The organism is Pseudomonas sp. H9 (genome assembly GCF_004353925.1).
GTDB lineage: Bacteria > Pseudomonadota > Gammaproteobacteria > Pseudomonadales > Pseudomonadaceae > Aquipseudomonas.
The window spans coordinates 249685-274975 of record NZ_SMOK01000039.1; the positions used below are offsets into that span (position 1 = coordinate 249685).

Annotated in this window: 23 protein-coding genes; 18 read left to right on the forward strand and 5 right to left on the reverse strand. The window is 60.0% G+C overall.

Features of this window, described 5'->3' with window-relative positions:
- Positions 1-25 precede the first annotated feature (25 nt).
- The 11 genes from arcA to E1573_RS24060 all read left to right on the forward strand — a co-directional run bounded on the left by arcA (position 26) and on the right by E1573_RS24060 (position 12733).
- Positions 26-1282: an arginine deiminase gene (arcA, locus tag E1573_RS24010; protein WP_133217028.1), complete on the forward strand. Its 1257-nt coding sequence runs from the start codon at positions 26-28 to the stop codon at positions 1280-1282.
- A gap of 77 nt (positions 1283-1359) precedes the next feature.
- Entirely contained in the window at positions 1360-2370 is a 1011-nt protein-coding gene (locus E1573_RS24015) for an ornithine carbamoyltransferase (RefSeq protein WP_133217029.1), read from the forward strand.
- Between the two features lie 110 nt (positions 2371-2480).
- Complete coding sequence (gene arcC, locus E1573_RS24020; protein WP_133217030.1) at positions 2481-3413, forward strand: carbamate kinase; 933 nt, start codon at positions 2481-2483, stop codon at positions 3411-3413.
- A gap of 55 nt (positions 3414-3468) precedes the next feature.
- Complete coding sequence (locus E1573_RS24025) at positions 3469-3831, forward strand: DUF5064 family protein (protein ID WP_133217031.1); 363 nt, start codon at positions 3469-3471, stop codon at positions 3829-3831.
- 113 nt (positions 3832-3944) lie between these two features.
- A complete protein-coding gene (locus tag E1573_RS24030; RefSeq protein WP_133217032.1) occupies positions 3945-5453 on the forward strand; it encodes a sigma-54-dependent transcriptional regulator in 1509 nt (502 codons plus the stop codon).
- 275 nt (positions 5454-5728) lie between these two features.
- Positions 5729-6112 (forward strand): glycine cleavage system protein GcvH, encoded by a 384-nt coding sequence (gene gcvH / locus E1573_RS24035; RefSeq protein WP_133217033.1) that lies wholly within the window; start codon positions 5729-5731, stop codon positions 6110-6112.
- A 9-nt stretch (positions 6113-6121) separates the two neighbouring features.
- The gene (gene gcvP / locus E1573_RS24040; RefSeq protein ID WP_133217034.1) at positions 6122-8977 is read left to right on the forward strand and encodes an aminomethyl-transferring glycine dehydrogenase; all 2856 of its coding nucleotides are present in this window, start codon (positions 6122-6124) and stop codon (positions 8975-8977) included.
- Positions 8978-9059: 82 nt separating this feature from the next.
- Positions 9060-10436, forward strand: coding sequence for an L-serine ammonia-lyase (locus E1573_RS24045; RefSeq protein ID WP_133217035.1), 1377 nt, complete (start codon positions 9060-9062; stop codon positions 10434-10436).
- A 28-nt stretch (positions 10437-10464) separates the two neighbouring features.
- Positions 10465-11589 (forward strand): glycine cleavage system aminomethyltransferase GcvT, encoded by a 1125-nt coding sequence (gene gcvT / locus E1573_RS24050; protein ID WP_133217036.1) that lies wholly within the window; start codon positions 10465-10467, stop codon positions 11587-11589.
- Between the two features lie 350 nt (positions 11590-11939).
- Complete coding sequence (locus E1573_RS24055; protein WP_010220199.1) at positions 11940-12152, forward strand: cold-shock protein; 213 nt, start codon at positions 11940-11942, stop codon at positions 12150-12152.
- Positions 12153-12247: 95 nt separating this feature from the next.
- Positions 12248-12733, forward strand: coding sequence for an RDD family protein (locus E1573_RS24060; RefSeq protein ID WP_133217037.1), 486 nt, complete (start codon positions 12248-12250; stop codon positions 12731-12733).
- Positions 12734-12873: 140 nt separating this feature from the next.
- Here E1573_RS24060 and lptG read toward each other — a convergent pair whose 3' ends face one another.
- Both lptG and lptF read right to left on the reverse strand, forming a co-directional pair.
- Positions 12874-13935, reverse strand: a complete 1062-nt coding sequence (lptG, locus tag E1573_RS24065) for an LPS export ABC transporter permease LptG (RefSeq protein ID WP_133217038.1) — start codon at positions 13933-13935, stop codon at positions 12874-12876.
- Positions 13928-15043, reverse strand: a complete 1116-nt coding sequence (lptF, locus tag E1573_RS24070) for an LPS export ABC transporter permease LptF (RefSeq protein WP_133217039.1) — start codon at positions 15041-15043, stop codon at positions 13928-13930. Before lptF ends, lptG begins: the two co-directional genes overlap by 8 nt.
- A 283-nt stretch (positions 15044-15326) precedes the next feature.
- On the opposite strand from lptF, the gene E1573_RS24075 reads away from it, so the two are divergent.
- The 5 genes from E1573_RS24075 (at position 15327) to rlmF (ending at position 21744) form a co-directional block, all read left to right on the forward strand.
- The gene (locus tag E1573_RS24075) at positions 15327-16820 is read left to right on the forward strand and encodes a leucyl aminopeptidase (RefSeq protein WP_133217040.1); all 1494 of its coding nucleotides are present in this window, start codon (positions 15327-15329) and stop codon (positions 16818-16820) included.
- Positions 16821-16871: 51 nt separating this feature from the next.
- Positions 16872-17300 carry a DNA polymerase III subunit chi gene (locus E1573_RS24080; RefSeq protein ID WP_133217041.1) on the forward strand — a complete coding sequence of 143 codons (429 nt, stop codon included), beginning with the start codon at positions 16872-16874 and terminating at the stop codon, positions 17298-17300.
- A gap of 2 nt (positions 17301-17302) precedes the next feature.
- Complete coding sequence (locus E1573_RS24085) at positions 17303-17656, forward strand: DNA polymerase III subunit chi (RefSeq protein ID WP_133217042.1); 354 nt, start codon at positions 17303-17305, stop codon at positions 17654-17656.
- A 164-nt stretch (positions 17657-17820) separates the two neighbouring features.
- Entirely contained in the window at positions 17821-20667 is a 2847-nt protein-coding gene (locus E1573_RS24090) for a valine--tRNA ligase (RefSeq protein ID WP_133217043.1), read from the forward strand.
- 102 nt (positions 20668-20769) lie between these two features.
- Positions 20770-21744: a 23S rRNA (adenine(1618)-N(6))-methyltransferase RlmF gene (gene rlmF / locus E1573_RS24095; RefSeq protein WP_133217079.1), complete on the forward strand. Its 975-nt coding sequence runs from the start codon at positions 20770-20772 to the stop codon at positions 21742-21744.
- A 97-nt stretch (positions 21745-21841) separates the two neighbouring features.
- Here the strand turns inward: rlmF and E1573_RS24100 are convergent, their stop codons facing one another.
- The gene (locus tag E1573_RS24100) at positions 21842-22123 is read right to left on the reverse strand and encodes an HU family DNA-binding protein (protein WP_009398256.1); all 282 of its coding nucleotides are present in this window, start codon (positions 22121-22123) and stop codon (positions 21842-21844) included.
- A gap of 408 nt (positions 22124-22531) precedes the next feature.
- Between E1573_RS24100 and yejK the strand changes: the two genes are divergently transcribed.
- Positions 22532-23539: a nucleoid-associated protein YejK gene (gene yejK, locus E1573_RS24105; RefSeq protein WP_133217044.1), complete on the forward strand. Its 1008-nt coding sequence runs from the start codon at positions 22532-22534 to the stop codon at positions 23537-23539.
- On the opposite strand, the gene E1573_RS24110 is transcribed toward yejK, so the two are convergent.
- The gene (locus E1573_RS24110; RefSeq protein ID WP_133217045.1) at positions 23520-23819 is read right to left on the reverse strand and encodes a GIY-YIG nuclease family protein; all 300 of its coding nucleotides are present in this window, start codon (positions 23817-23819) and stop codon (positions 23520-23522) included. The two genes, yejK and E1573_RS24110, sit on opposite strands and share 20 nt — an antisense overlap.
- Positions 23820-23875: 56 nt before the next feature.
- Between E1573_RS24110 and E1573_RS24115 the strand changes: the two genes are divergently transcribed.
- Positions 23876-24742, forward strand: a complete 867-nt coding sequence (locus tag E1573_RS24115; protein WP_133217046.1) for a hypothetical protein — start codon at positions 23876-23878, stop codon at positions 24740-24742.
- 2 nt (positions 24743-24744) lie between these two features.
- Here the strand turns inward: E1573_RS24115 and E1573_RS24120 are convergent, their stop codons facing one another.
- Positions 24745-25212 (reverse strand): nuclear transport factor 2 family protein, encoded by a 468-nt coding sequence (locus E1573_RS24120; RefSeq protein WP_133217047.1) that lies wholly within the window; start codon positions 25210-25212, stop codon positions 24745-24747.
- Positions 25213-25291 lie beyond the last annotated feature (79 nt).

Here is a 25291-nt window from a genome sequence, read left to right on the forward strand (position 1 = left end):
TATTCGAAACTTGGAGGAAATAAACATGTCCACGGAAAAAGTTAAGTACGGCGTACATTCTGAAGCCGGCAAACTTCGTAAAGTAATGGTCTGCTCCCCAGGCCTGGCGCATCAGCGCCTGACGCCAAGCAACTGCGATGAGCTGTTGTTTGACGACGTCATCTGGGTCAACCAGGCCAAGCGTGACCACTTCGACTTCGTCACCAAGATGCGTGAACGCGGCATCGAAGTGCTGGAAATGCATAACCTGCTGACTGATATCGTTGCCATTCCCGAAGCGCTCAAATGGATCCTTGACCGCAAACTCACCGATGACACCGTCGGCGTGGGTCTGAAAAACGAAGTCCGCAGCTGGCTCGAAGGCCTTGAGCCACGCCACCTGGCCGAGTTCCTGATCGGCGGTGTAGCCGGTGAAGACCTGCCAGAAAGCGATGGCGCCAGCGTGATCAAGATGTACCGTGATTACCTGGGCCACTCCAGCTTCCTGCTCGACCCACTGCCAAACACCCAGTTCACTCGCGACACCACCTGCTGGATCTACGGCGGCGTGACGTTGAACCCGATGTACTGGCCAGCGCGACGTCAGGAAACCCTGTTGACCACCGCGATCTACAAGTTCCACCCCGAGTTCACCGGGGCCGAATTCGAAGTCTGGTACGGCGATCCGGATAAGGACCACGGCAAGTCGACTCTGGAAGGCGGTGACGTCATGCCAATCGGCAACGGCGTAGTGCTGATCGGCATGGGCGAGCGCACCTCGCGTCAAGCCATCGGCCAACTGGCTCAATCGCTGTTCGCCAAAGGCGCAGTCGAGAAAGTCGTGGTGGCAGGCCTGCCGAAATCTCGCGCAGCGATGCACCTGGACACCGTGTTCAGTTTCTGCGACCGCGACCTGGTGACGGTATTCCCTGAAGTCGTCAAGGAAATCGTACCGTTCGTTATCACTCCAGATGAAAGCAAGCCTTACGGCATGTTCGTACGCCGCGAGGACAAAACCTTCCTCGACGTGGTGGCCGAGTCCCTCAACCTGAAGAAACTACGCGTCGTCGAAACTGGCGGCAACAGCTTCGCCGCCGAGCGCGAACAGTGGGACGACGGCAACAACGTGGTGGCTGTTGAGCCGGGTGTGGTTATCGGCTACGACCGCAACACCTACACCAACACCCTGCTGCGCAAAGCAGGTGTTGAGGTCATCACCATCAGCGCCGGCGAACTGGGCCGTGGCCGTGGCGGCGGCCACTGCATGACCTGCCCAATCGTTCGCGACCCTATCGACTACTAAATGACCATCGCCGGCTGCACCCACAGGTGCAGCCGGGCCGATCACCGCTTTCCGTTCACAAGAACAGGAGAATCATCATGGCGTTCAACATTCACAACCGTAACTTGCTGAGCCTGGAACACCACACCACCCGCGAGCTACGTTACCTGCTGGACCTGTCCCGCGACCTGAAACGCGCCAAGTACACCGGCACCGAGCAGCAACACCTCAAAGGCAACAACATCGCGCTGATTTTCGAGAAAACCTCGACCCGTACCCGATGCGCGTTTGAAGTCGCTGCCTATGACCAAGGCGCCAACGTCACCTACATCGACCCTAACTCCTCGCAAATCGGCCACAAAGAAAGCATGAAGGACACCGCACGTGTTCTGGGCCGCATGTATGACGCCATCGAATACCGTGGTTTCAAACAGGAAATCGTCGAAGAGCTGGCCAAGTTTGCCGGCGTACCGGTGTTCAACGGCCTGACCGACGAATACCACCCAACCCAGATGATCGCCGACGTGCTGACCATGCGCGAGAACAGCGACAAGCCACTGCACGACATCAGCTACGCCTACCTGGGCGACGCCCGCAACAACATGGGTAACTCGCTGCTGCTGATCGGTGCCAAGCTGGGCATGGACGTACGCATCGCAGCGCCGAAAGCCCTGTGGCCGCATGACGACCTGGTCGAGCGCTGCAAAAAATACGCGGAAGAAAGCGGTGCCCGCATCACCCTGACCGAAGATCCGAAAGCAGCGGTCAAAGGCGTCGACTTCATCCACACCGACGTCTGGGTATCGATGGGCGAGCCGGTTGAAGCCTGGGCTGAACGTATTACTCAGTTGCTGCCTTACCAGGTCAACACCGACCTGATGAAGGCTACCGGCAACCCACGCACCAAGTTCATGCACTGCCTGCCAGCGTTCCACAACTCCGACACCAAAGTCGGGAAGCAGATCGCCGAGCAGTATCCAAACCTGAAAAACGGTATCGAAGTCACCGAAGACGTCTTCGAATCGCCAGCCTGCATCGCCTTCGAGCAAGCGGAAAACCGCATGCACACCATCAAGGCGATCCTGGTCTCCACTCTGGCTGACCTGTAAGCGAGCATCCCTGTGGGAGCGGGCTTGCCCCGCGATGCGATGTAACTGACACATCGCATTCGCGGGGCAAGCCCGCTCCTACAAGCACTTTTCTCAGAAGGAATTTCATCATGCGTATCGTTGTTGCATTGGGCGGTAACGCCCTGCTGCGCCGTGGCGAACCCATGACTGCAGAGAATCAACGCGCCAATATCCGTATTGCCGCCGAACAGATTGCCAAGGTTCATCCGGGCAATGAGCTGGTCATCGCTCACGGCAACGGCCCACAGGTCGGCCTGCTGTCGCTGCAGGCTCAATCCTACAAGCCGGACGAAGCCTACCCGCTGGACGTCCTCGGGGCGGAAACCGAGGGCATGATCGGCTACATCATCGAGCAAGAGCTGGGTAACCTGCTGGCGTTCGAAGTACCGTTCGCCACCCTGCTTACCCAGGTTGAAGTAGACGCCAACGACCCAGCCTTCAAAGACCCGACCAAGTTCATCGGTCCGGTTTACAGCAAAGAAGAAGCTGAGCGCCTGGCCAAGGAAAAAGGTTGGGTGGTCAAGGCCGACGGCGATAAATTCCGTCGCGTGGTCGCCAGCCCTAAACCGAAGCGCATTTTCGAAATCCGCCCGATCAAATGGTTGCTGGAAAACAAAACCGTTGTGATCTGTGCAGGCGGTGGCGGTATTCCGACCAAATACGATGCAACCGGCAAGGTGCTCAGTGGCGTCGAGGCGGTTATCGACAAAGACCTCTGCTCGTCGTTGCTGGCTCAGCAGCTGGAATCCGATCTGCTGGTTATCGCCACCGACGTCAATGCCGCGTACATCGACTGGGGTAAACCTACTCAGAAAGCCGTTGCCGAGGCGCACCCCGATGAGCTGGAACGGCTTGGCTTCGCTGCCGGTTCCATGGGCCCGAAAGTCCAGGCTGCCTGCGAATTTGCCCGCAATACTGGCAAAGTCGCGGTGATCGGCTCGCTGTCTGATATCGAAGAAATCGTCAAAGGTACTGCCGGTACCCGTGTCAGCACGGCCAAGCCTGGAATAAGCTACCGTTGATGCAGTTGGGCGGATCTGATGGTCCGCCCTTTTCAACCCTCCAGAGGAGCCCGTCATGGCCCAGTTCGAACCCGGTCACCTACACATCGAGCGCCATGCGTTGAACACGGCCGATGTCAGCTACGACATTAACCTCGAGTACGAGGTCGCCACAGACCCCAGCAAAGGCAAAGGCATCCAGTTCAAGATGCATGGATCGATTCAAAACAAACCCATGAATGAAACCTTCTTCCTGCCCAAGGTAGAGGCCTACAACTTCGCCAGCAACGTAACGAAAATTGCGGAGCAATACGGCATTCCCAAACACCTGAGCAACATCGGTTCAGTGCACAAACACTATGACCTGATGTTCGAAGATATTCGCGAGAAGCTGAACATGAAATCAGGCGATTCAATCGACCTGAAAGATTTCGAGTAGCCTCTAAAGGCTCATCGCGGGGCAAGCCCGCTCCTACAGTGCCGGTGGGAGCGGGCTTGCCCCGCGATTTAGGGCATACTTGCCCGCTTCAGCAGCCTTGAACCCGTTTCCCCATGCGCATTCACGTCAGTTTTATCGACCGCGTCGGTATCACCCAGGAAGTGCTGGCCCTGCTCGGTGCCCGCAACCTCAACCTGGATGCGGTAGAGATGGTTCCCCCCAACGTCTACATCGATGCCCCAACGTTGAGCCCTGGTGTGCTGGAAGAACTGCACGATGCACTGCTGAATGTGCACGGCGTGCAAACGGTCAGGGTTGTCGACATTCTTCCCGGTCAGCGCCGCCACCTGCAACTCGATGCCCTGCTCGCGGCCATGAGCGACCCAGTACTGGCGCTCGACAGCGCCGGCCACGTGATCCTCGCCAACCCGGCGCTGATCGCCTTGTTTGGCCAAGAGCCAGTGGGGTTGTCGGTTGCCGAACTGTTCAACGACGCCGGGCTGCTCGCCACCCTGATCGAAAATGGCTTTCATCTGCCGATGCGCGAAGTGCTGCTCAACGGCCAGACCCTGCTGCTCGATGCCACACCGATCACCAACGCTGGCGCCCTGCTGACGCTGTACCCGCCCAACCGCATCGGTGAACGCCTGTCGGCCCTGCATCACGATCACGCCGAAGGCTTCGATGCATTGCTGGGCGACTCGCCGCCCATTCGTACCCTCAAGGCCCGCGCCTTGCGCGTTGCCGCCCTCGACGCGCCCTTGCTGATCAATGGCGAAACCGGCACGGGCAAAGAGTTGGTCGCCCGTGCATGCCACGCCATCAGCAGCCGCCACAGCGCGCCGTTCCTGGCCCTAAACTGCGCAGCGTTGCCGGAAAACCTCGCTGAAAGCGAACTGTTCGGTTACGCGCCCGGTGCCTTCACCGGTGCCCAGCGCGGTGGCAAACCGGGGCTGATGGAGCTGGCCAACCAGGGCACCGTGTTTCTCGATGAAATCGGTGAAATGTCGCCCTACCTGCAGGCCAAGCTGTTGCGCTTTCTCAACGACGGCAGCTTTCGTCGCGTCGGCGGCGACCGTGAAATCAAGGTCAATGTGCGGATCCTCAGCGCTACCCACCGCGACCTGGAAAAGATGGTTGCCGATGGCAGTTTCCGTGAAGACCTGTTCTACCGCTTGAACGTACTCAACTTGCAGGTCCCGCCGCTGCGCGAGCGCGGCCAGGACATTCTGCTGCTGGCCCGCTATTTCATGCAGCAGGCCTGTACTCAGATCCAACGACCGCTGTGCCGCCTGGCACCCGCCACCTACCCGGCGCTGCTGGGCAACCGCTGGCCGGGCAATGTGCGGCAGTTACAGAACGTCATCTTCCGGGCTGCCGCAGTTTGTGAAAGTAACCTGGTAGACATTGGCGATCTGGATATCGCCGGTACCTCGGTAGCCGGCGATCACACTGGCGAAGTCGATAGCCTGGAGCAGGCAGTGGAAGACTTCGAACGTGGTCTGCTGGAAAAACTGTATGCCAGTCACCCGTCTACGCGCCAATTAGCCACACGCCTGCGTACTTCACACACCGCCATTGCCCACCGCCTGCGCAAGTACGGCATCCCGACCAAGGCCTGAATGTCGCTGCAACTGTAGCGAAATCACTACAGCGTAACGAAATCGATACGTAACGATTTAAGCGCTGTGCGGCAAGGTTTTGATCCACCTGATGTTTTTCTCTCGCCCTCTCGTGTAGCGATATCGTTACGCAAGAAGACGAGGCTCATACCAAATAAATTATAAGTATTTGATTTATAACGATTTTTTATTTATGGCCGCAATATTGCTATGGAAACCCTACCTATCAGCGCTCAGCGCCGTACCTGAGCCATGCCTGTTCCCGAGGAGTTTCCATGAGCGAGTTGCGTTTTACCGAAGATCACGAATGGCTGCGTACTGAAGCTGACGGCAGTGTCACTGTCGGGATTACCGCCTTCGCCCAGAACGCGCTGGGTGATGTGGTCTATGTGCAACTGCCAGAACTGCAAAGCTACGATCAAGGCGCCGAAGCCTCGACCGTCGAATCGGTAAAAGCCGCGAGCGGCGTCTACATGCCGCTGACTGGCGAAGTCGTCGCCGTCAACGACAAGCTCGAAGGCAACCCTGAACTGGTCAACGAAGATCCGCTGGGTGAAGGCTGGTTCTTCCGTTTCATTCCAGCCGATGCCGGTGCCGTTGCGCAGCTGCTCGACCAGGAAGCCTACGACCGCCTGATCAAAGCCAACGCTGACGCCTGAGGACTCGCCATGACCATCAACCTCGGCACTGCCAACGAATTCATCGCCCGTCACATTGGCCCACGCCAGAATGACGAACAACAGATGCTTGCCACCCTGGGCTTCGACTCACTGGAAGCCATGAGTGCCGCTGTCATTCCCGACAGCATCAAGGGCACCAGCGTGCTGGAGCTGGGCGCCGGGCAAAGCGAAGCCGACGCACTGGCTTCGCTCAAAGCCATTGCTGGCAACAACCAACTGTTCAAGAACTACATCGGTCAGGGTTACTACAACTGCCATACCCCGGCACCGATCCTGCGTAACCTGCTGGAAAATCCGGCTTGGTACACCGCCTACACCCCTTACCAACCAGAAATCTCCCAGGGCCGCCTGGAAGCGCTGCTGAACTTCCAGACCCTGATCAGCGACCTCACCGGTTTGCCAATCGCCAACGCCTCGCTGCTGGACGAAGCCACCGCTGCCGCTGAAGCCATGACCTTCTGCAAGCGTCTGAGCAAGAACAAGGCCAGCCACAGCTTCTTCGCCTCGGTCCACTGCCATCCGCAAACCCTCGACGTACTGCGCACCCGCGCCGAGCCATTGGGTATCGAAGTGGTGGTCGGTGACGAGCGCGAGCTCGACGATGTCAGCGCCTTCTTCGGCGCCCTGCTGCAATACCCGGCCAGCAACGGTGACGTGTTCGACTACCGCGAACTGGTCGAACGTTTCCACGCCGCTAACGCGCTGGTCGCAGTTGCCGCCGACCTGCTGGCCCTGACCCTGCTGACCCCACCAGGCGAATTCGGTGCTGACGTGGCCATCGGTAGCGCCCAGCGCTTCGGCGTGCCGCTGGGCTTCGGTGGCCCACACGCGGCCTACTTCTCCACCCGTGACGCATTCAAGCGTGACATGCCTGGCCGTCTGGTCGGCGTGTCTATCGATCGCTTCGGCAAGACCGCCCTGCGCCTGGCCATGCAAACCCGTGAGCAGCACATCCGCCGCGAGAAGGCCACCAGTAACATCTGCACCGCTCAAGTATTGCTGGCCAACATCGCCAGCATGTACGCGGTCTACCACGGCCCGCAGGGGCTCAAGCAGATCGCCCAGCGCACCCACGCACTGACCGCGATCCTCGCTGCCGGCCTCAAGCAAATCGGCGTCAGCGTTGAAACCGCAGGTTTCTTCGACACCCTGACCCTGACCACCGGCGACGCTACTGCTGCGCTGCACGACAAGGCTCGCGCCCAACGCCTGAACCTGCGCCAGATCGACACCCAACGCGTGGGCCTGTCGCTGGACGAAACCAGCACCCAGGCTGACGTTGAAGCCCTGTGGCAGTTGTTTGCCGACGGCAAGGCCGTTCCAGACTTCGCCGCACTGGCCGCCAGCACCCCATCGCAGCTGCCTGCCGCCCTGCTGCGTCAGTCGGCCATTCTTGAGCACCCGGTGTTCAACCGCTACCACAGCGAAACCGAGCTGATGCGCTACCTGCGCCGCCTGGCCGACAAGGACCTGGCCCTGGACCGCACCATGATCCCGCTGGGTTCGTGCACCATGAAGCTCAACGCCGCCAGCGAAATGATCCCGGTCACCTGGGCCGAGTTCGGCACCCTGCACCCGTTCGCGCCGGCTGAACAGAGCCAGGGCTATCAGCAACTGACCGACGAGCTGGAGGCCATGCTCTGCGCCGCCACCGGTTATGACGCGGTATCGCTGCAGCCCAACGCCGGTTCCCAGGGCGAATACGCTGGCCTGCTGGCCATCCGCGCCTACCACCAGAGCCGTGGCGAAGCCCGCCGCGACATCTGCCTGATCCCCTCCTCGGCCCACGGTACCAACCCGGCAACCGCCCACATGGCCGGTATGCGCGTGGTGGTGACCGCCTGTGACGCCCGCGGCAACGTCGACATCGACGACCTGCGCGCCAAGGCCATCGAGCACCGCGAGCATCTCGCCGCGCTGATGATCACCTACCCGTCGACCCACGGCGTATTCGAAGAAGCGATCGGCGAAATCTGCGCGATCATTCACGACAACGGCGGCCAGGTGTACATCGACGGCGCCAACATGAACGCGATGGTCGGCCTGTGCGCACCGGGCAAGTTCGGTGGTGACGTTTCGCACCTGAACCTGCACAAGACTTTCTGCATTCCGCACGGCGGTGGCGGCCCGGGTGTCGGCCCGATCGGCGTCAAGTCGCACCTGGTGCCGTTCCTGCCAGGCCATGGCCACATGCAGAACAAGCAAGGCGCGGTATGCGCGGCGCCGTTCGGCAGCGCCAGCATCCTGCCTATCACCTGGATGTACATCCGCATGATGGGCGGTGCCGGCCTCAAGCGCGCCTCGCAAATGGCCATTCTCAACGCCAACTACATCGCCCGCCGCCTGGAAGAGCACTATCCTGTGTTGTACACCGGCAGCAATGGCTTGGTGGCACACGAGTGCATCCTCGACCTGCGCCCGCTCAAAGACAGCAGTGGCATCAGCGTCGACGATGTGGCCAAGCGCCTGATCGACTTCGGCTTCCATGCGCCGACCATGTCGTTCCCGGTGGCCGGCACGTTGATGATCGAGCCGACCGAAAGTGAATCCAAGGAAGAACTGGATCGCTTCTGCGAGGCGATGATCCGCATCCGTGAAGAGATTCGCGCAGTGGAAAACGGCAGCCTGGACAAAGACGACAACCCGCTGAAAAACGCGCCGCACACCGCTGCTGAAATTGCCGGTGAGTGGAGCCATCCGTACAGCCGCGAGCAAGCGGTGTATCCGGTGGCAACGCTGGTGGAAGGCAAGTACTGGCCGCCGGTCGGTCGCGTCGACAACGTCTTTGGCGACCGCAACCTGATCTGCGCTTGTCCGTCGATCGAGAGCTATCAGGACGTCTGATAGCCTCATCGCGGGGCAAGCCCGCTCCTACTGTGGGAGCGGGCTTGGCCCGCGATCCCCTTCACCATAAGAGGGCACGACCATGTCACTGAGCGTCTTCGACCTGTTCAAGATCGGCATCGGCCCCTCCAGTTCCCATACCGTAGGCCCCATGCGCGCAGCAGCACGCTTTGCTGAAGGCCTGCGGCGCGACGGCCTGCTGACCTCAACGGTCAGCGTCAAGGCCGAACTTTATGGTTCACTCGGTGCCACCGGCAAAGGCCATGGCAGCGACAAAGCGGTGTTGCTCGGCCTTGAAGGCGAGCACCCTGATAGCGTCGATACCGATAGCATTCCCGCCCGCCTGCAACTGATCCGCAGCACCGGTCGGTTGAAACTGCTGGGCGAGCACGACATCGCATTTATCGAGAAACAGCACCTGGCGATGATCCGCAAGCCTTTGGCCTATCATCCCAACGGCATGATCTTTCGCGCCTTCGACCGTGCGGGCCTGCAGATCCGCAGCCGCGAGTACTACTCGGTGGGCGGTGGCTTTGTTGTCGATGAAGATGCCGCCGGTGCCGACCGCATCGTCGAAGACAGCACCGTGCTGCCCTTCCCGTTCAAAACCGCCAAAGAACTGCTCGGCCATTGTGCAGCGCAGAACCTGCCGATCAGCCAGATCATGCTGGCCAATGAAGCGGCCTGGCGCCCGGAAAGTGAAACCCGCAGCGGCCTGCTACGCATCTGGCAAGTCATGCAGGACTGTGTCACCGCAGGTTGTCGCAACGAAGGCATCCTGCCCGGCGGGCTGAAGGTCAAGCGCCGGGCCGCCGCGCTGTATCGCCAGCTGTGCAGTCACCCGGAAGCCAGTTTACGTGACGCACTCTCGGTGCTGGACTGGGTCAATCTGTACGCCCTGGCCGTCAATGAAGAAAACGCCTTTGGCGGGCGGGTGGTCACCGCCCCCACCAATGGCGCTGCTGGCATTGTCCCGGCCGTGCTGCATTACTACATGCGCTTCATCCCCGGTGCCAACGAAGACGGCGTGGTGCGCTTTCTACTCACCGCTGCGGCGATTGGCATCCTCTACAAGGAAAACGCCTCGATCTCCGGTGCCGAAGTCGGTTGCCAGGGTGAGGTCGGCGTGGCCTGTTCGATGGCCGCCGGTGCACTGTGCGAAGTCATGGGCGGCAGCGTACAACAGGTCGAGAACGCTGCCGAGATTGGTATGGAACACAACCTGGGCCTGACCTGCGACCCCATTGGCGGGTTGGTTCAGGTGCCGTGCATCGAGCGCAACGCCATGGGTTCGGTCAAGGCCATCAATGCGGTGCGTATGGCCCTGAGAGGCGACGGTCAACATTTCGTCTCGCTCGACAAGGTCATCCGCACCATGCGCCAGACCGGCGCCGACATGAAAAGCAAATACAAGGAGACCGCCCGCGGCGGTCTGGCCGTCAACATCATCGAATGCTGACACCCTCTAAAGCCCCAAGGAGTCATCAATGTCCACCGAAACGCTGCTCCAGACCCCGCTGCACGCCCTGCACCTTGAACTGGGTGCGCGCATGGTACCGTTCGCCGGCTACGACATGCCCGTCCAATACCCGCTGGGGGTGATGAAAGAGCACTTGCACACCCGCGACAAAGCCGGCCTGTTTGACGTTTCGCACATGGGCCAGATACGTCTGAGCGGCGCCAACGCAGCCAAAGCCCTGGAGACGCTGGTACCGGTCGACATCATCGATCTGCCTGTTGGTATGCAGCGCTACGCGATGTTCACCAACGAACAAGGCGGCATCCTCGATGACCTGATGGTTGCCAACCTGGGTAACGACGAACTGTTCCTGGTGGTCAACGCCGCCTGCAAGGACCAAGACCTGGCCCACCTGCGCCAGCACATCGGCGATCAGTGCCAGATCCAGCCGCTGTTCGAGGAACGCGCCCTGCTGGCGCTGCAAGGTCCGGCGGCGGTCAATGTCCTGGAGCGCCTGGCGCCTTCAGTGGCGAAGATGACCTTCATGCAGTTCCAGCCGGTGCAACTGCTGGGTGTCGACTGCTTTGTCAGCCGTTCTGGCTACACCGGTGAAGATGGTTTCGAGATCTCGGTACCTGCCGAACAGGCCGAAGCACTGGCCCGTCGTTTGCTGGCCGAAGCGGAAGTTGCCCCCATTGGCCTCGGCGCCCGTGACTCGCTGCGCCTGGAAGCGGGCCTGTGCTTGTACGGCCATGACATGAACGCCCAAACCACGCCGATTGAAGCCAGCCTGCTGTGGGCGATCTCCAAGGTACGTCGCGCAGACGGCGAACGCGCCGGTGGCTTCCCGGGTGCCGAAGCGGTATTTGCCCACCAGCAAGGTGGCGTGGCACGTAAACGAGTAGGCCTGCTGCCACAGGAGCGTACGCCCGTGCGTGAAGGGGCAGAGATTGTCGATGAAGCTGGCAACGTCATCGGTACGGTGTGCAGTGGCGGCTTCGGGCCAAGCCTGAATGCCCCTGTAGCAATGGGTTACTTGGATGCGGCGCATACTGCATTGGAAACCACTGTATGGGCCATTGTTCGCGGCAAGCGTGTGGCAATGAAAGTCAGCAAAATGCCATTCGTTGCTCAGCGTTACTATCGCGGCTGAAACGTTAGTTGAAACTTTGTGTCATGCAGCGTTCGGGTTTTCGAATTCGAACGCTGTTTATAACATTCGAAAAGCAACGCACCACCGCATGGAATGAGCGCAAAAAAAATAGACCGAACGGCTGCTAAAAGGTAGAGCGGCAGCGGCTTTGAGGGCTTGTTTTTGCCGACAGAGTTAGCGTAGAGTCACTGCACTGTGTTTGCATGGGTCGCTATGGTTCGTGACCTGGGCAGTAGCGCTGAGATTTGCTACAACCCGTTCGACGTCTCTTACTTTCCTGCAACCCAGCCCAGTACTCTTTCATTTGGAAGAAGCTGTTACTAATTCTAAGTTTCAAAGGAAATAAGACAATGTCCCAACGTCAGAGCGGTACCGTCAAGTGGTTTAACGACGAGAAAGGTTTTGGTTTCATCACTCCAGAAAGCGGTCCGGATCTGTTCGTACACTTCCGCGCTATCCAGGGTAACGGCTTCAAGAGCCTGAAAGAAGGCCAGAAAGTCACCTTCATCGCCGTGCAGGGCCAGAAAGGCATGCAGGCTGACGAAGTGATCGCGGAAGCTTAATTCCCCGATTCGAAAAAGCCCCTGCTGGCAACAGCAGGGGCTTTTTTATGCGCGTAATTCCGTAGAATGGCTGTTTTGCCCAAGGAGGCCCGTGTATGCCCAAGCAGTTGTTGCAGCCCCAGGGCGATTTCCCTGCCGTCGGTCTGGGCCGGCGCCTGGCCGCCATGTTCTACGATTTCCTGTTGTGCACTGCGCTGCTGATCGTGACTGCTGGCGTGTACAAGATGATCCAGATGGCAATCATTGGTGAAGCGCAGATGCGCGCGCTGACCGACGCTGGAGCCCTGGACGGCGATCCGTTGCTGTCGACCATACTGGTATTTGCCCTGTTCGGCTTTTTCGCCAAGTTCTGGACCCATGGTGGGCAGACACTCGGCATGCAGGTATGGCGCATACGCGTGCAGAACGCCGACGGCAGCGCCATCAGCCTGTGGCAGGCCCTGCTGCGTTTCGTCGTCGCCATCGCCTCGTGGCTGTGCCTTGGGTTGGGTTTCATCTGGTCGCTGTTCGACAAGCGCCAGCGCAGCTGGCACGACATCTATTCCGACACTCAGCTGGTCCAGCTCCCCAAACGCAAGTAACGCGAATTCTGTTGCTGTAGGAGCGGGCTTGCCCCGCGATTACGATGTAACAGGAAGATCGCACTCGCGGGGCAAGCCCGCTCCTACAATGCCCCACAAAAAAGCCGACCCGAGGGTCGGCTTTTTCATGCCTGCGAACCTTACCCGGCCCGCCGCAACATCCAGAGACCGGCACCTGCGCAAATCGCCGCCGGTATTACCACCGCCAGCAACGGCGGGAAGCCAAACACCTGGCTGGAAGGCCCAAGCAGGTCCTGAGCAATGCGGAACACAAAGCCCACCAGCACACCGGTGAAGACCCGTTGCCCCAAGGTAACCGAACGCAGCGGACCGAAGATGAACGAGATCGCCATCAGCACCAGCGCCGCTGTCACCATCGGCTGCAATACCTTGGTCCAGAACGCCAGCCAATAGCGGGCATTGTTCAAACCCTGATCGGACAGGTAATGGATGTAATCCCACAGTCCGGTAATCGACAGGGACTCTGGTGCCAGTACAACGGTATTGAGCAGTTGCGGTGTAACGGTGACATCCCAACGCTCCACAGGCGCTTTGATGACTTCAGTGTGATCGCCACGGAAATGTGTGGTGGTCACATCGCTCAACTGCCAGTGATCGTCCTGATACTGGGCACGACGGGCAAAGCTGGAGGTCACCAGGTGGCGCTCGTTATCGAAACGGTAACGCGTTACGCCGTACAGCAGGCCATTGGGTTGAACCGAGTTGATGTGTACGAACTCTTCGCCCTGGCGGTGCCACATGCCACGCTTGGAGCTTTGTGCATCGCCACTGCCCTGCGCCAGGGAGCGGTCGGCCTGGGCCTTGTTCTCGGTGACCGGCGCCAGGTATTCGCCAATCAGGATACCAACCAGCATCAGCACCAGCATCGGCTTCATGACCGCCCAGACGATACGCCCGATCGACACCCCAGCCGAGCGCATGATGGTCAGCTCACTGCTGCTGGCCAGGCTGCCCAGGCCGATCAGGCAGCCGATCAGGGCAGCCATCGGCAGCATGTCGTAAAGGCGCCGTGGCGCGGTCAGCAGTACAAAACTGCCGGCGTCCCACAGGGTGTAGCTGTCGGTGATGTCGCCCATCTCGTCGATGAAGGCAAACAACGAGGCCAGGCCGAGGATGATCCCAAGTACAGCAATGATCGCCAGCAGCACGCTCTTGCCGATGTAGCGGTCGAGCTTAACCATGGGCCACCTCCGCACGACGCGCGGCACGCTTGAGGCGTAGCGGCTCCCAGTACATCAGCCCCAGACCGATGAGCAAGAAGATTCCGTGGACCCACCAGATACCCAGACCAATCGGCAACTTGCCTTTCTCCAGAGCACCCCGTACAGCAATCAACATGGTCAAGTACGCCATATACAGAAGAATCGCCGGTAGCAGCTTGAGGAAGCGGCCCTGGCGCGGGTTGACCCGTGACAGCGGTACCGCCAGCAGGGTTACCACGAACACCAGCAGCGGCAACGACAAGCGCCATTGCAGCTCGGCACGCTCACGGCGACCATCGCTGGCAAGCAGTTCGGAAGTCGGAATCGCTTCGCGGTCGGTGATTTCTTCACTGACTTCAGGCTTGGGCAGCAGCACGCCATAGGTGTCGTACTTGATTGCGCGGTAGTCAGCCTGGCCTGGGTTACCGTCGTAGCGATAGCCGTTCTCCAGAATCAGGTAACGGTTGCCGTCGGCACCGATTTCCTGACGCCCCTTCTCAGCGACCAGCACCGAAGGTGCACGTTCTTTGGTCTTGTCCTGGGAGAAGCGCTTCTCGGAAATGAACACACCGGCAAGGTTGGCGCGGTCTTCAGACAGTTCTTCGGTGTATGTCACCCGCGAACCATCGCGCAACGTCTGGAAGCGCCCAGGCACCAGGGTATCGAACTCGGTCAGGGCGTCCTGCTGGTTGATGATCTGTGCTACTTGAGTAACGCCCTGAGGCGCCAGGCCAAGACTCAGCCAGGCGACCAGCACGGCAACCAGAGCTGCGGGGGCCATAGTCATGCCCAACAGACGCTGTTGGCTCATGCCGGTGGCCGACAGCACGGTCATTTCGCTTTCAAGGTACAGGCGGCCGTAGGCCAGCAGAATGCCCAGGAACAGTCCCAGCGGCAGGATCAACTGCAGGAACCCTGGCAAGCGGTAGCCCATGATCAGGAACAGCACGCCCGGGTCGAGCACACCCTGGGCCGCTTGGGCCAGGTACTTGATGAAGCGCCCGCTCATGATGATCACCAGCAGCACAGCGCTGACGGCACTCAAGGTCACCAGGACCTCGCGGGACAGATATCGGAAGACGATCAAACCAGACACTCCTGGGTTGTCAGGCTCGGACAGCCAAACAAAAAATCCATAACAGCCAAGAATAGTTGCTGACTCGCCAGCGCGAGCCCGCAAAAAAGTTGGCGCATTATCCTGTGATTGGCCGTGCCTGTCACTGGCGTTACTCATTGCTTCATTAACGGGGTTGTCAGGTCGGTCCGAGCAGGCTCAAACTGGCGGCTTTATCACTGGCCCGCGACCTGCGGCCAGCTCGCTTGAAGTGCCCGCACCAGCGCGCAAAGAACAGATCATTCGGGGAACGGACATGGAACTGGTTGTAAAGAGCGTAGCCGCTGCATCCTTGAAAACTGCCACACTGGTACTCCCAGTCGGCGAAGGCCGCAAACTCGGCGCCAACGCCAAAGCTGTCGATGAAGCCAGCGGCGGTGCGCTAAGTGCCGTACTCAAGCGCGGCGACCTGACCGGCAAGCTCGGCCAGACCTTGTTGCTGCAAAGCCTGCCAAACCTCAAGGCCGAGCGCGTATTGCTGGTCGGCACCGGCAAAGACGGTGAACTGGGCGACCGTAGCTGGCGCAAAGTGGTAGCCGCCGTCCTGGCCGTGCTCAAAGGCCTCAATGGCACTGACGCCGTGCTGGCCCTGGGCGATGTGGCGGTAACCGGCCGCGATGCCTTCTATAGCAAGTCTCGCCTGCTGGCCGAAACCCTGCTCGACGGCGAGTACGTCTTTGACCAGTTCAAGAGCAAAAAAGCCGAACCTCGCGCCCTGAAGAAAATCACCCTGCTGGCCGACAAGGCCGGTGCCGCCGACATCGAGCGCGCCATCAAGCACGCCGCCGCGATTGCCAGCGGGATGAGCTTCGCCCGTGACCTGGGCAACCTGCCACCTAACGTCTGCCACCCAAGCTTCCTCGCCGAACAAGCCAAGGGCATGGGCAAAGCCTACAAGGGCCTGAAGGTCGAAGTTCTCGATGAGAAAAAGATCAAAGAACTGGGCATGGGCGCGTTCTACGCCGTGGGCCAGGGCAGCGACCAGCCGCCACGCCTGATCGTGCTCAACTACCAAGGCGGCAAAAAGAGCGAGAAGCCATTTGTGCTGGTAGGTAAAGGCATCACCTTCGACACCGGTGGCATCAGCCTCAAGCCGGGTGCCGGCATGGACGAAATGAAGTACGACATGGGCGGTGCTGCCAGCGTCTTCGGTACCCTGCGCGCCGTGCTTGAACTGCAACTGCCGATCAACCTGGTGTGCCTGCTGGCCTGCGCCGAAAACATGCCAAGCGGCGGCGCTACTCGTCCGGGCGACATCGTTACCACCATGAGCGGGCAGACTGTCGAGATCCTCAACACCGACGCCGAAGGCCGCCTGGTGCTGTGCGATACCCTGACCTACGCCGAGCGCTTCAAGCCTCAGGCAGTAGTCGACATCGCCACCCTGACCGGCGCCTGCATCGTTGCCTTGGGTAGCCATACCTCGGGCCTGATGGGCAACAACGATGAGCTGGTCAATCAACTGCTCGACGCCGGCAAGCGCGCCGACGACCGCGCCTGGCAACTGCCGTTGTTCGACGAGTACCAAGAGCAGCTGGACAGCCCGTTCGCCGACATCGCCAACATTGGCGGGCCGAAGGCGGGCACCATCACCGCCGGTTGCTTCCTGTCGCGCTTTGCCAAGGCCTACAACTGGGCGCATCTGGACATCGCAGGTACCGCGTGGATCAGCGGCGGCAAGGACAAGGGCGCCACTGGCCGCCCGGTACCATTGCTGACTCAATACCTGCTTGATCGCGCCAATGCCTGAGTGAGTGCCGCTTGCCTGCGCCCTTGAGCGCAGGCAAGCGGCCGGCAGACCATGAACAAAGTCGATTTCTATATTCTGCCCAGCGATGCGCCATCGGCGCGCCTGGATTTCGCCTGCAAGCTCTGCGAGAAGGCCTGGCGGATGGGGCATCAGGTTTACCTGCATTGCGCCGATGCCGAGCAGCGTGACGATCTTGATGCCCGCCTGTGGGCCTTCAAGGGTGAAGCCTTCGTACCGCACACGCGTGCCGAGGATGACGCTCAAGGCTGCGTGGTACTGGGCCTGGGTGCCGATCCCGGCAGCCACCACGACTTACTGATCAATCTCGACCTCAAGGTTGCGCCTTTCGCCGATCGCTTTGCCCGTATCGCCGAGATTGTTGTCGAGGAGCCGACGATCCGTCAGGCTGCCCGAGAGAGTTTTCGTTTCTACCGCGAACAGGGCTATGCTCTGCAAGACCACCGCTTACAGCGACTCTGAAGATGACGGACAAACCCACTCCCCTGCCCCAATCTGCACACCTGCTCGACGACCTCGAATCGATCCGTCAGTTGCTGGGCGATGAATCCCTCGAACCGCCACTGTTGACCGACACGGTCGAGGAGCAGATTCCGTTGCTGCTCGAAGAGGCCCCGGTGCCGCCTGCTGCAGCCGAGCCAGCAGCCCCCGTGGACCCTCAGACCCGCCGCCAGGATACCCTGCTGCATCTGGATGCTGAGTTACGCGCTGCTGCACAGTTGATCATGCAGGACGTGATCAACGACTTCACACCGCACATCGAAAACGAGATCAAACGTCGCCTCGATGCTCGGCTAGAGCGTCTGCTTAATCCATAAATCGCGGGGCAAGCCCGCTCCCACAGGTGTGCTGTCAAACCTGTGGGAGCGGGCTTGCCCCGCGATGTTTTTGCCTCCTGCCATCACCTCACGCTACGCCCCGGCACTTATCCCCGTTATACTGCCCGGCTTTCCTGAATAAATGCCATAGGGTCCCGCCGCGCATGGATAAGACCTACCAGCCGCACGCTATTGAAACTTCCTGGTACAACACCTGGGAGTCCGAGAATTATTTCGCTCCGCAAGGCGCGGGCGATTCTTACACCATCATGATTCCGCCGCCGAACGTAACCGGCAGCCTGCACATGGGTCATGGTTTCAATAACGCGATCATGGATGCCTTGATCCGTTTCCGCCGCATGCAGGGCCGTAACACCCTGTGGCAGCCCGGTACCGACCACGCCGGTATCGCCACCCAGATGCTGGTAGAGCGCCAGCTCGAGGCCAAAGGCCAGAACCGCCACGACCTGGGTCGCGAGAAATTCCTGGAAAAAGTCTGGGAATGGAAAGAGCAGTCCGGTGGCAACATCAGCCGCCAGATCCGCCGCCTGGGCTCCTCGGTCGACTGGAGCCGCGAGCGCTTCACCATGGACGACGGCCTGTCGGAAGCGGTGAAAGAAGCGTTCGTACGCCTGCACGAAGATGGCCTGATCTACCGCGGCAAGCGCCTGGTCAACTGGGACACCAAGCTGCACACGGCGATTTCCGACCTCGAAGTGGAAAACCACGACGAGAAGGGCCACCTGTGGAACCTGCGCTACCCACTGGCTGACGGCGCGAAAACCGCCGACGGCAAAGACTACCTGATCGTCGCCACCACCCGTCCGGAAACCATGCTCGGCGACGCCGCCGTTGCCGTGAACCCCGAAGACGAGCGTTACAAAGCGCTGATCGGCAAGTATGTTGAGCTGCCGCTGGTTGGCCGCCGCATCCCGATTATCGGCGACGACTACTGCGACCCTGAGTTCGGCACCGGCTGTGTGAAAATCACCCCGGCACACGATTTCAACGACTACGAAGTCGGCAAACGCCACAACCTGCCGCTGCTGAACATCTTCGACAAAAACGCTTTCGTGCTGCCTGCTGCCCAGGTGTTCAACCTCGACGGCACCGTCAACGAAAGCATCGATGCCAGCCTGCCAGCCCAGTACGCCGGTCTCGACCGTTTCGTTGCGCGCAAGCAGATCGTTGCCGACTTCGACGCCGCCGGCCTGCTGGTCAGCGTCGACGATCACGCCCTGAAAGTACCGAAAGGCGACCGCTCCGGCACCGTCATCGAGCCTTGGCTGACCGACCAGTGGTACGTGTCGACCAAACCGCTGGCCGAGCCTGCGATTGCTGCTGTCGAAGACGGCCGCATCCAGTTCGTACCCAAGCAGTACGAAAACATGTACTTCTCCTGGATGCGCGATATCCAGGACTGGTGCATCAGCCGTCAGCTGTGGTGGGGCCACCGTATTCCGGCCTGGTACGACGAGTCCGGCAAGGTCTACGTCGGTCGCAGTGAAGAAGAAGTGCGCGCCAAGCACAACCTCGGTGCCGACGTGGTCCTGAACCAGGACAACGACGTACTCGACACCTGGTTCAGCTCGGGCCTGTGGACCTTCTCGACCCTGGGCTGGCCGCAGCAAACCGAATTCCTCAAGACCTTCCACTCCACCGACGTGCTGGTCACCGGTTTCGACATCATTTTCTTCTGGGTTGCCCGGATGATCATGCTGACCATGCACCTGGTGAAGAACGAAGACGGCACCCCGCAGGTTCCGTTCAAAACGGTCTACGTCCACGGTCTGGTGCGCGATGGCCAGGGCCAGAAGATGTCCAAGTCCAAGGGCAACGTCCTTGACCCGCTGGACATCGTCGACGGCATTACCCTGGACGAGCTGCTGGAAAAACGCACCAGCGGCCTGATGCAGCCCAAGCTGGCCGAGAAAATCGCCAAGCAGACCAAGGCCGAGTTCCCGGAAGGCATCGCCAGCTATGGCACCGATGCCCTGCGCTTTACCTTCTGCTCGCTGGCCTCCACCGGTCGCGACATCAAGTTCGACATGGGCCGCGTCGAAGGCTACCGCAACTTCTGCAACAAGATCTGGAACGCGGCGCGCTACGTGCTGGACAAAGGTGAAGACTGCGGTCAGAACGGCGAAGCCTACGAGCTGTCGCTGGCCGATCGTTGGATCATCTCCCAGCTGCAACGCACTGAAGCCGAAGTGACCCGCCAGTTGGAGCAGTTCCGCTTCGACCTGGCCGCCCAGGCCCTTTACGAGTTCATCTGGAACCAGTACTGCGACTGGTACCTGGAGCTGTCCAAGCCTGTGCTGTGGGACGAAAACGCCCCAGTCGAACGCGCCCGTGGCACCCGTCGTACCCTGGTACGTGTGCTGGAAGTTGCCCTGCGCCTGGCTCACCCGTTCATGCCATTCATCACCGAAGAAATCTGGCAGCGCCTGGCGCCGCTGGCCGGTGCCGAAGGCAAGACCATCATGCTGCAGCCGTGGCCGGTGGCCAACGAAAGCCGTATCGATGCGGCTGCCGAAGGCGACATCGAATGGCTCAAGGAACTGATGCTCGGCGTGCGTAACATCCGCGGCGAGATGAACATCGGCCCAGGCAAGCCGCTGCAACTGTTCCTCAAGAACGCCAGCGCTGAAGACCAGCGCCGTCTGCAGGAAAACGAAGCGCTGCTGAAGAAGCTGGCGAAGATCGAATCCTTCACCGTACTGGGCGAACAGGAAGAAGCACCACTGAGCGCCACTGCACTGGTAGGCGACCTGCAAGTGCTAGTGCCGATGGCTGGCCTGATCGACAAGGACGCGGAACTTGCGCGCCTGAACAAGGAAATCCAGCGCCTGCAAGGCGAAGTTCAGCGCGTGGGTGGCAAGCTGTCCAACGCCGCCTTCGTCGACAAGGCACCGCCTGCGGTGATCGACAAAGAGCGCGCCAAGCTGGCTGAAGCCGAACAGGCCCTGGCCAACTTCACCGAGCAGCATGCGCGGATCGCTGCACTGTAACACTCGCTGATTTCAGCGACGCCATCGCGGGTCAAGCCCGCTCCCACAGGGCTCCCTGTAGGAGCGGGCTTGACCCGCGATGCGTTCTACCGGACCAACGCGATGACCACACCCAGTAAACCGACCCTGCACCCGCGCAATCGCCACCAGGGCCGTTACAACTTTCCCGAGTTGATCAAGAGCAGCCCCGAACTGGGCCAGTTCATGATCACCAATCCTCACGGCAAACCCAGCATCGACTTCGCCAACCCTGAAGCCGTGCGGGTGTTCAACCGAGCGCTGCTCAAGGCGCAGTACGGCATCCAGCATTGGGACATCCCGGCCGACTACCTGTGCCCACCGATTCCCGGTCGGGCCGACTACATCCATGTCGCTGCCGACCTGCTCGCCGAGGACAACAAGGGCGAAGTCCCCCGCGGCGCACAAGTGCGGGCATTGGATATCGGCGTCGGTGCCAATTGCATCTACCCCTTGCTGGGCCACAGCGACTACCGCTGGCGCTTCCTCGGCTCGGACATCGACACCACGGCCCTGGCCGCCGCCAAGGCTATCGTCCAGGCCAACGGCCTCGACAAGGCCATCAGCCTGCGCCAGCAAAGCAACCGCAAGCACATCCTGCTCGGCCTGCTCAAAGCCGACGAGCGTTACGACCTGACCCTGTGCAACCCGCCCTTTCACGCCTCGCGAGACGAAGCCACACGCGGCAGCCAGCGCAAATGGCGCGCACTGGGCAAGGCCGACCCCAAGCGCAAACTGCCTGTACTGAATTTTGGCGGGCAGAACAACGAGCTGTGGTGCGAAGGCGGCGAAATCCGCTTTGTCACCCAGTTGGTAGCCGAAAGCGCTGCGCTCGGCCAACAGGTGATGTGGTTCACCTCATTGGTGTCCAAAGCCTCGAACCTGCCTGGCATTCAGGCGGCACTGAAGAAAGCCGGCGCCGTCGAACAGCGCGTTGTCGAGATGGGCCAGGGGCAAAAGCAAAGCCGCATGGTGGCCTGGACCTTCCAGGATGCCGCCACCCGTCAAAAACGCTGGGCACCCTCTGTGGGAGCGGGCTTGCCCCGCGATGCGATGTAGCTGACAAACCCCAATCGCGGGGCAAGCCCGCTCCTACAGGCACAAAAAAACCGCGTTCGGCTCACACCGGACGCGGTTTTTTTCGAACTGCTTACAATTACTTGTTAACAGCGTCGGTCAGCACTTTGGCTGGAACGAACTTGACGACTTTCTTGGCAGCGATTTCGATGGCAGCGCCAGTCGAAGGGTTGCGGCCGGTACGGGCAGGACGCTCGGTGATTTTCAGTTTGCCAATGCCTGGCAGGGTGATTTCGCTGCCATTTTCCAGTTGATCAGCAACGATCTGACCCAGTTGCTCCAGAGCGTTACGCGCGGTGGTCTTCGGCGCGTCGATAGCTTCGGCGATATCGGCGATCAGTTGGTCTTTGGTCAATGCCATGGTGGTGTTCCTTCCCTATCAAATTCAGTGAGTATGCAGAGTGCTACGTCAGTCATCGAGCCAGACCTGCGGGGGAACCGGCGGTCCGGTGTTACAGCCATGTCAATCGCGTATGTAGATACGAAAAACGACGTTTGGTTCGACGCGACGTGAGCGGTCTGCCAGCAATGCGCCACACACGGGGCGCAAGACCGGGCAAAACTACCACAGGAATGGATAAATATCCGCTGCTGACAGGGCAAATGTGCAGGTTTTTCGGGGGTTTGCGCGAAAAAACGCAAAAAACTGAACAAAAAACGAACAACTGACATTTCTGCCAACATCTGGCCGCTGAATCACCTCTGCGCTGAGGTACACTTGGCAACTTTGCAACGCGGCCAGCACCGCCCATTTTCAACCGAGAATCCCATGCCGATCCGTCATTGCATTGTTCACCTGATCGACAAGAAACCCGATGGCAGCCCCGCTGTACTGCACGCGCGCGACTCGGAACTTGCCGAGTCCAGCGCCATCGAAAACCTCCTGGCCGACCTCAACGACAGCTACAACGCCAAACAAGGCAAAGCCTGGGGTTTCTTCCATGCCGAGTCCGGTGCCCACCCGTTCAGTGGCTGGCTCAAGGAATACCTGGAAGAGGGCAGCACCTTCACCGCCTTCAGCCGAGTGGCGGTTGAGCACCTGCAAAAGCTGATGGAAGAATCCAACCTGTCCGTCGGTGGTCATGTGTTGTTTGCCCACTACCAACAAGGTATGACCGACTACCTGGCCATCGCCCTGCTGCACCACAGTGAAGGCGTGGCGGTGAACGCCGAACTGGACGTCACGCCATCGCGCCACCTGGATCTGGGTCAATTGCACCTGGCGGCGCGAATCAATCTGTCCGAATGGCAGAACAACAAGAATTCAAAGCAGTACATTTCCTTCATCAAAGGTAAAAACGGCAAAAAAGTCTCGGAATACTTCCGCGACTTCATCGGCTGCCAGGAAGGTGTCGACGGCCCAGGTGAAACCCGCACGCTGCTCAAAGCCTTCAGCGACTTTGTCGAAAGCGAGGATCTGCCTGAAGAAGCCGCCCGGGAAAAAACCCAAACCCTGGTCGACTACGCCACCAGCCAGACCAAGGCCGGCGAGCCTGTCACCCTGGAGGAGCTGTCCGGGTTGATTGACGAAGACCGCCCGCGCGCCTTCTACGAGCACATCCGCAACAAGGATTACGGCCTGTCTCCGGAGATCCCCGCCGACAAACGCACCTTGAACCAGTTCCGCCGCTTCACGGGGCGTGCTGAAGGCCTGTCGATCAGCTTTGAAGCTCACCTGCTGGGCTCGAAGATCGAGTACGACGAAGAAGCCGGCACCCTGATCATCAAGGGCCTGCCGACGCAGCTGACCGATCAGCTCAAACGCCGCAAGGACTAAACCCCGTCCAGGAGGCCACCAAAGCCTCCTTGGCGCTCTTGCGCAGCTTCTTTACCAGGCGCTCATGGCGCAGCGCCTGAGACTTGTCCGGCCACTGCTCGACATAGACCAGTGCCTGCGCGGGGCTGGTCTGGAAATACCGTGCACCACGCCCGCGTTGATGCATCAAAAAACGCCGCTGCGGATCGTCGCTGATCCCGCAATACAACGTGCCATTCTCTGCCCGCACCAGGTAGACATACCAGGGTTTGCTTACCCGATCCGGAAGATCTTCACTCACGACGCCTACCCCGTTTGTCACTAGTTTGGTGAGCCCACGTCAAAAAGGGCTCCACCATGTACAAATTAACTTCAACCTGTTTTGCCCTGTGCTTGCTGTCGTTCAACGCACAGGCCTCCACTGGGCCGCGGACTGCGGCGGCCATGCAAAAAAACTTCGATGCCACGCCGCAGCACTGTGGCAGCGGTGCCAACGCAGCCTATGAGTGCTCGGGCGTGTTGATCAGGTCTACCCGACCGTCCCCGGCGTACCACACCTGGCATCATAGCGAGAACTCGAAAACCAAAGGCAGCGTTTCCTTCTCCTACTTGCGCGCCGACATCCCGATCACACGCCTGGCCGAAGATGGCCGCAGCGGCTTCACGCTCTACCCGCAGCAACAGAAGCCCCAAGGCGCATTGAACTACGAGGTGCTGTGCACATGGCCTACTGATGGCGACAGCTGGACCCGTGATACCCGCGGTTGTGGCGACAACAGCCGAACCACTTCAACGGAGGCGCTTTGCCATAAACAGGGCGTAACGTCAGCCGAAGACTGGATCGCCAACTTTCGCCGCACGGGGGACTACAAGCATCAGTGCGCATTCGATGCGCAGCACGCCACGGTGACAGAAAGAGCCAATGCTTTCTATCAGGGGATTCGAACCAAACAGCTGTTCCGAACAGAAATGCCGTATCCCTGGAATGAGGTCATGGTCGGCGCCTGGGACGAATCGAAGTCCTCCACCTTGCCGATCCAATCATTTTTCTACATTGCCGGGCTGATCAACGGCCTGGAACAGGCCCGTGCCGACCAACAGGATTGGTTCGACACCAATGGCACGTTCATTCCTGTCATCCGCATTCAACTGCCCCAAACACCTGACGGCAAAACCACGTTCCACTATCGCGACACGGATCAAGCCGTTACTGCAGCGCTCTGAAGCTAATGGCGCTGAAAGGCCCGCAAACCGTTGAGGGCCTGAGCATGTATTTTGTTGCGTAGCAGCGGTGACCAGCCCAACAACAGTCCCGGCAGGCCCAGCGCCTGCCGCGACCAACGCCACAGGTCGAAATGATCATGATGCTCGCAGATCTTGCCATCGCGGATGACAAAACGCGCCTGAATGTCATTGACCACAACGCGCCCGGTCTGGCTGAACAGGTAAGTCGCCACCCAGTGGGCCGACCCGCTGCGCTCATCGGCACGGACGCTGTCGAAGGTCAGGGTAAAGTCTTTTGCACGGGAGGTGAGCATCCGCCACATGTCGCCTGCATCCTTGCCACGCAACGTACCGAAAGCCGGGTCACTGAAAATGATGTCGTCGCTGTAGCAAGCCACCATCGCCTCTGCATCCAGGCGCTTGAACGCCTGGTAGAAGCGGGTGATCAGGACACTGTTGGCATCGCTCATAGGTCGGGTCCGTTTCCGATGGAGAGACCCGCACGATAATCTGCTCAACTGGCAAAAAGCTAGCCTCGTGGTGAGAGCA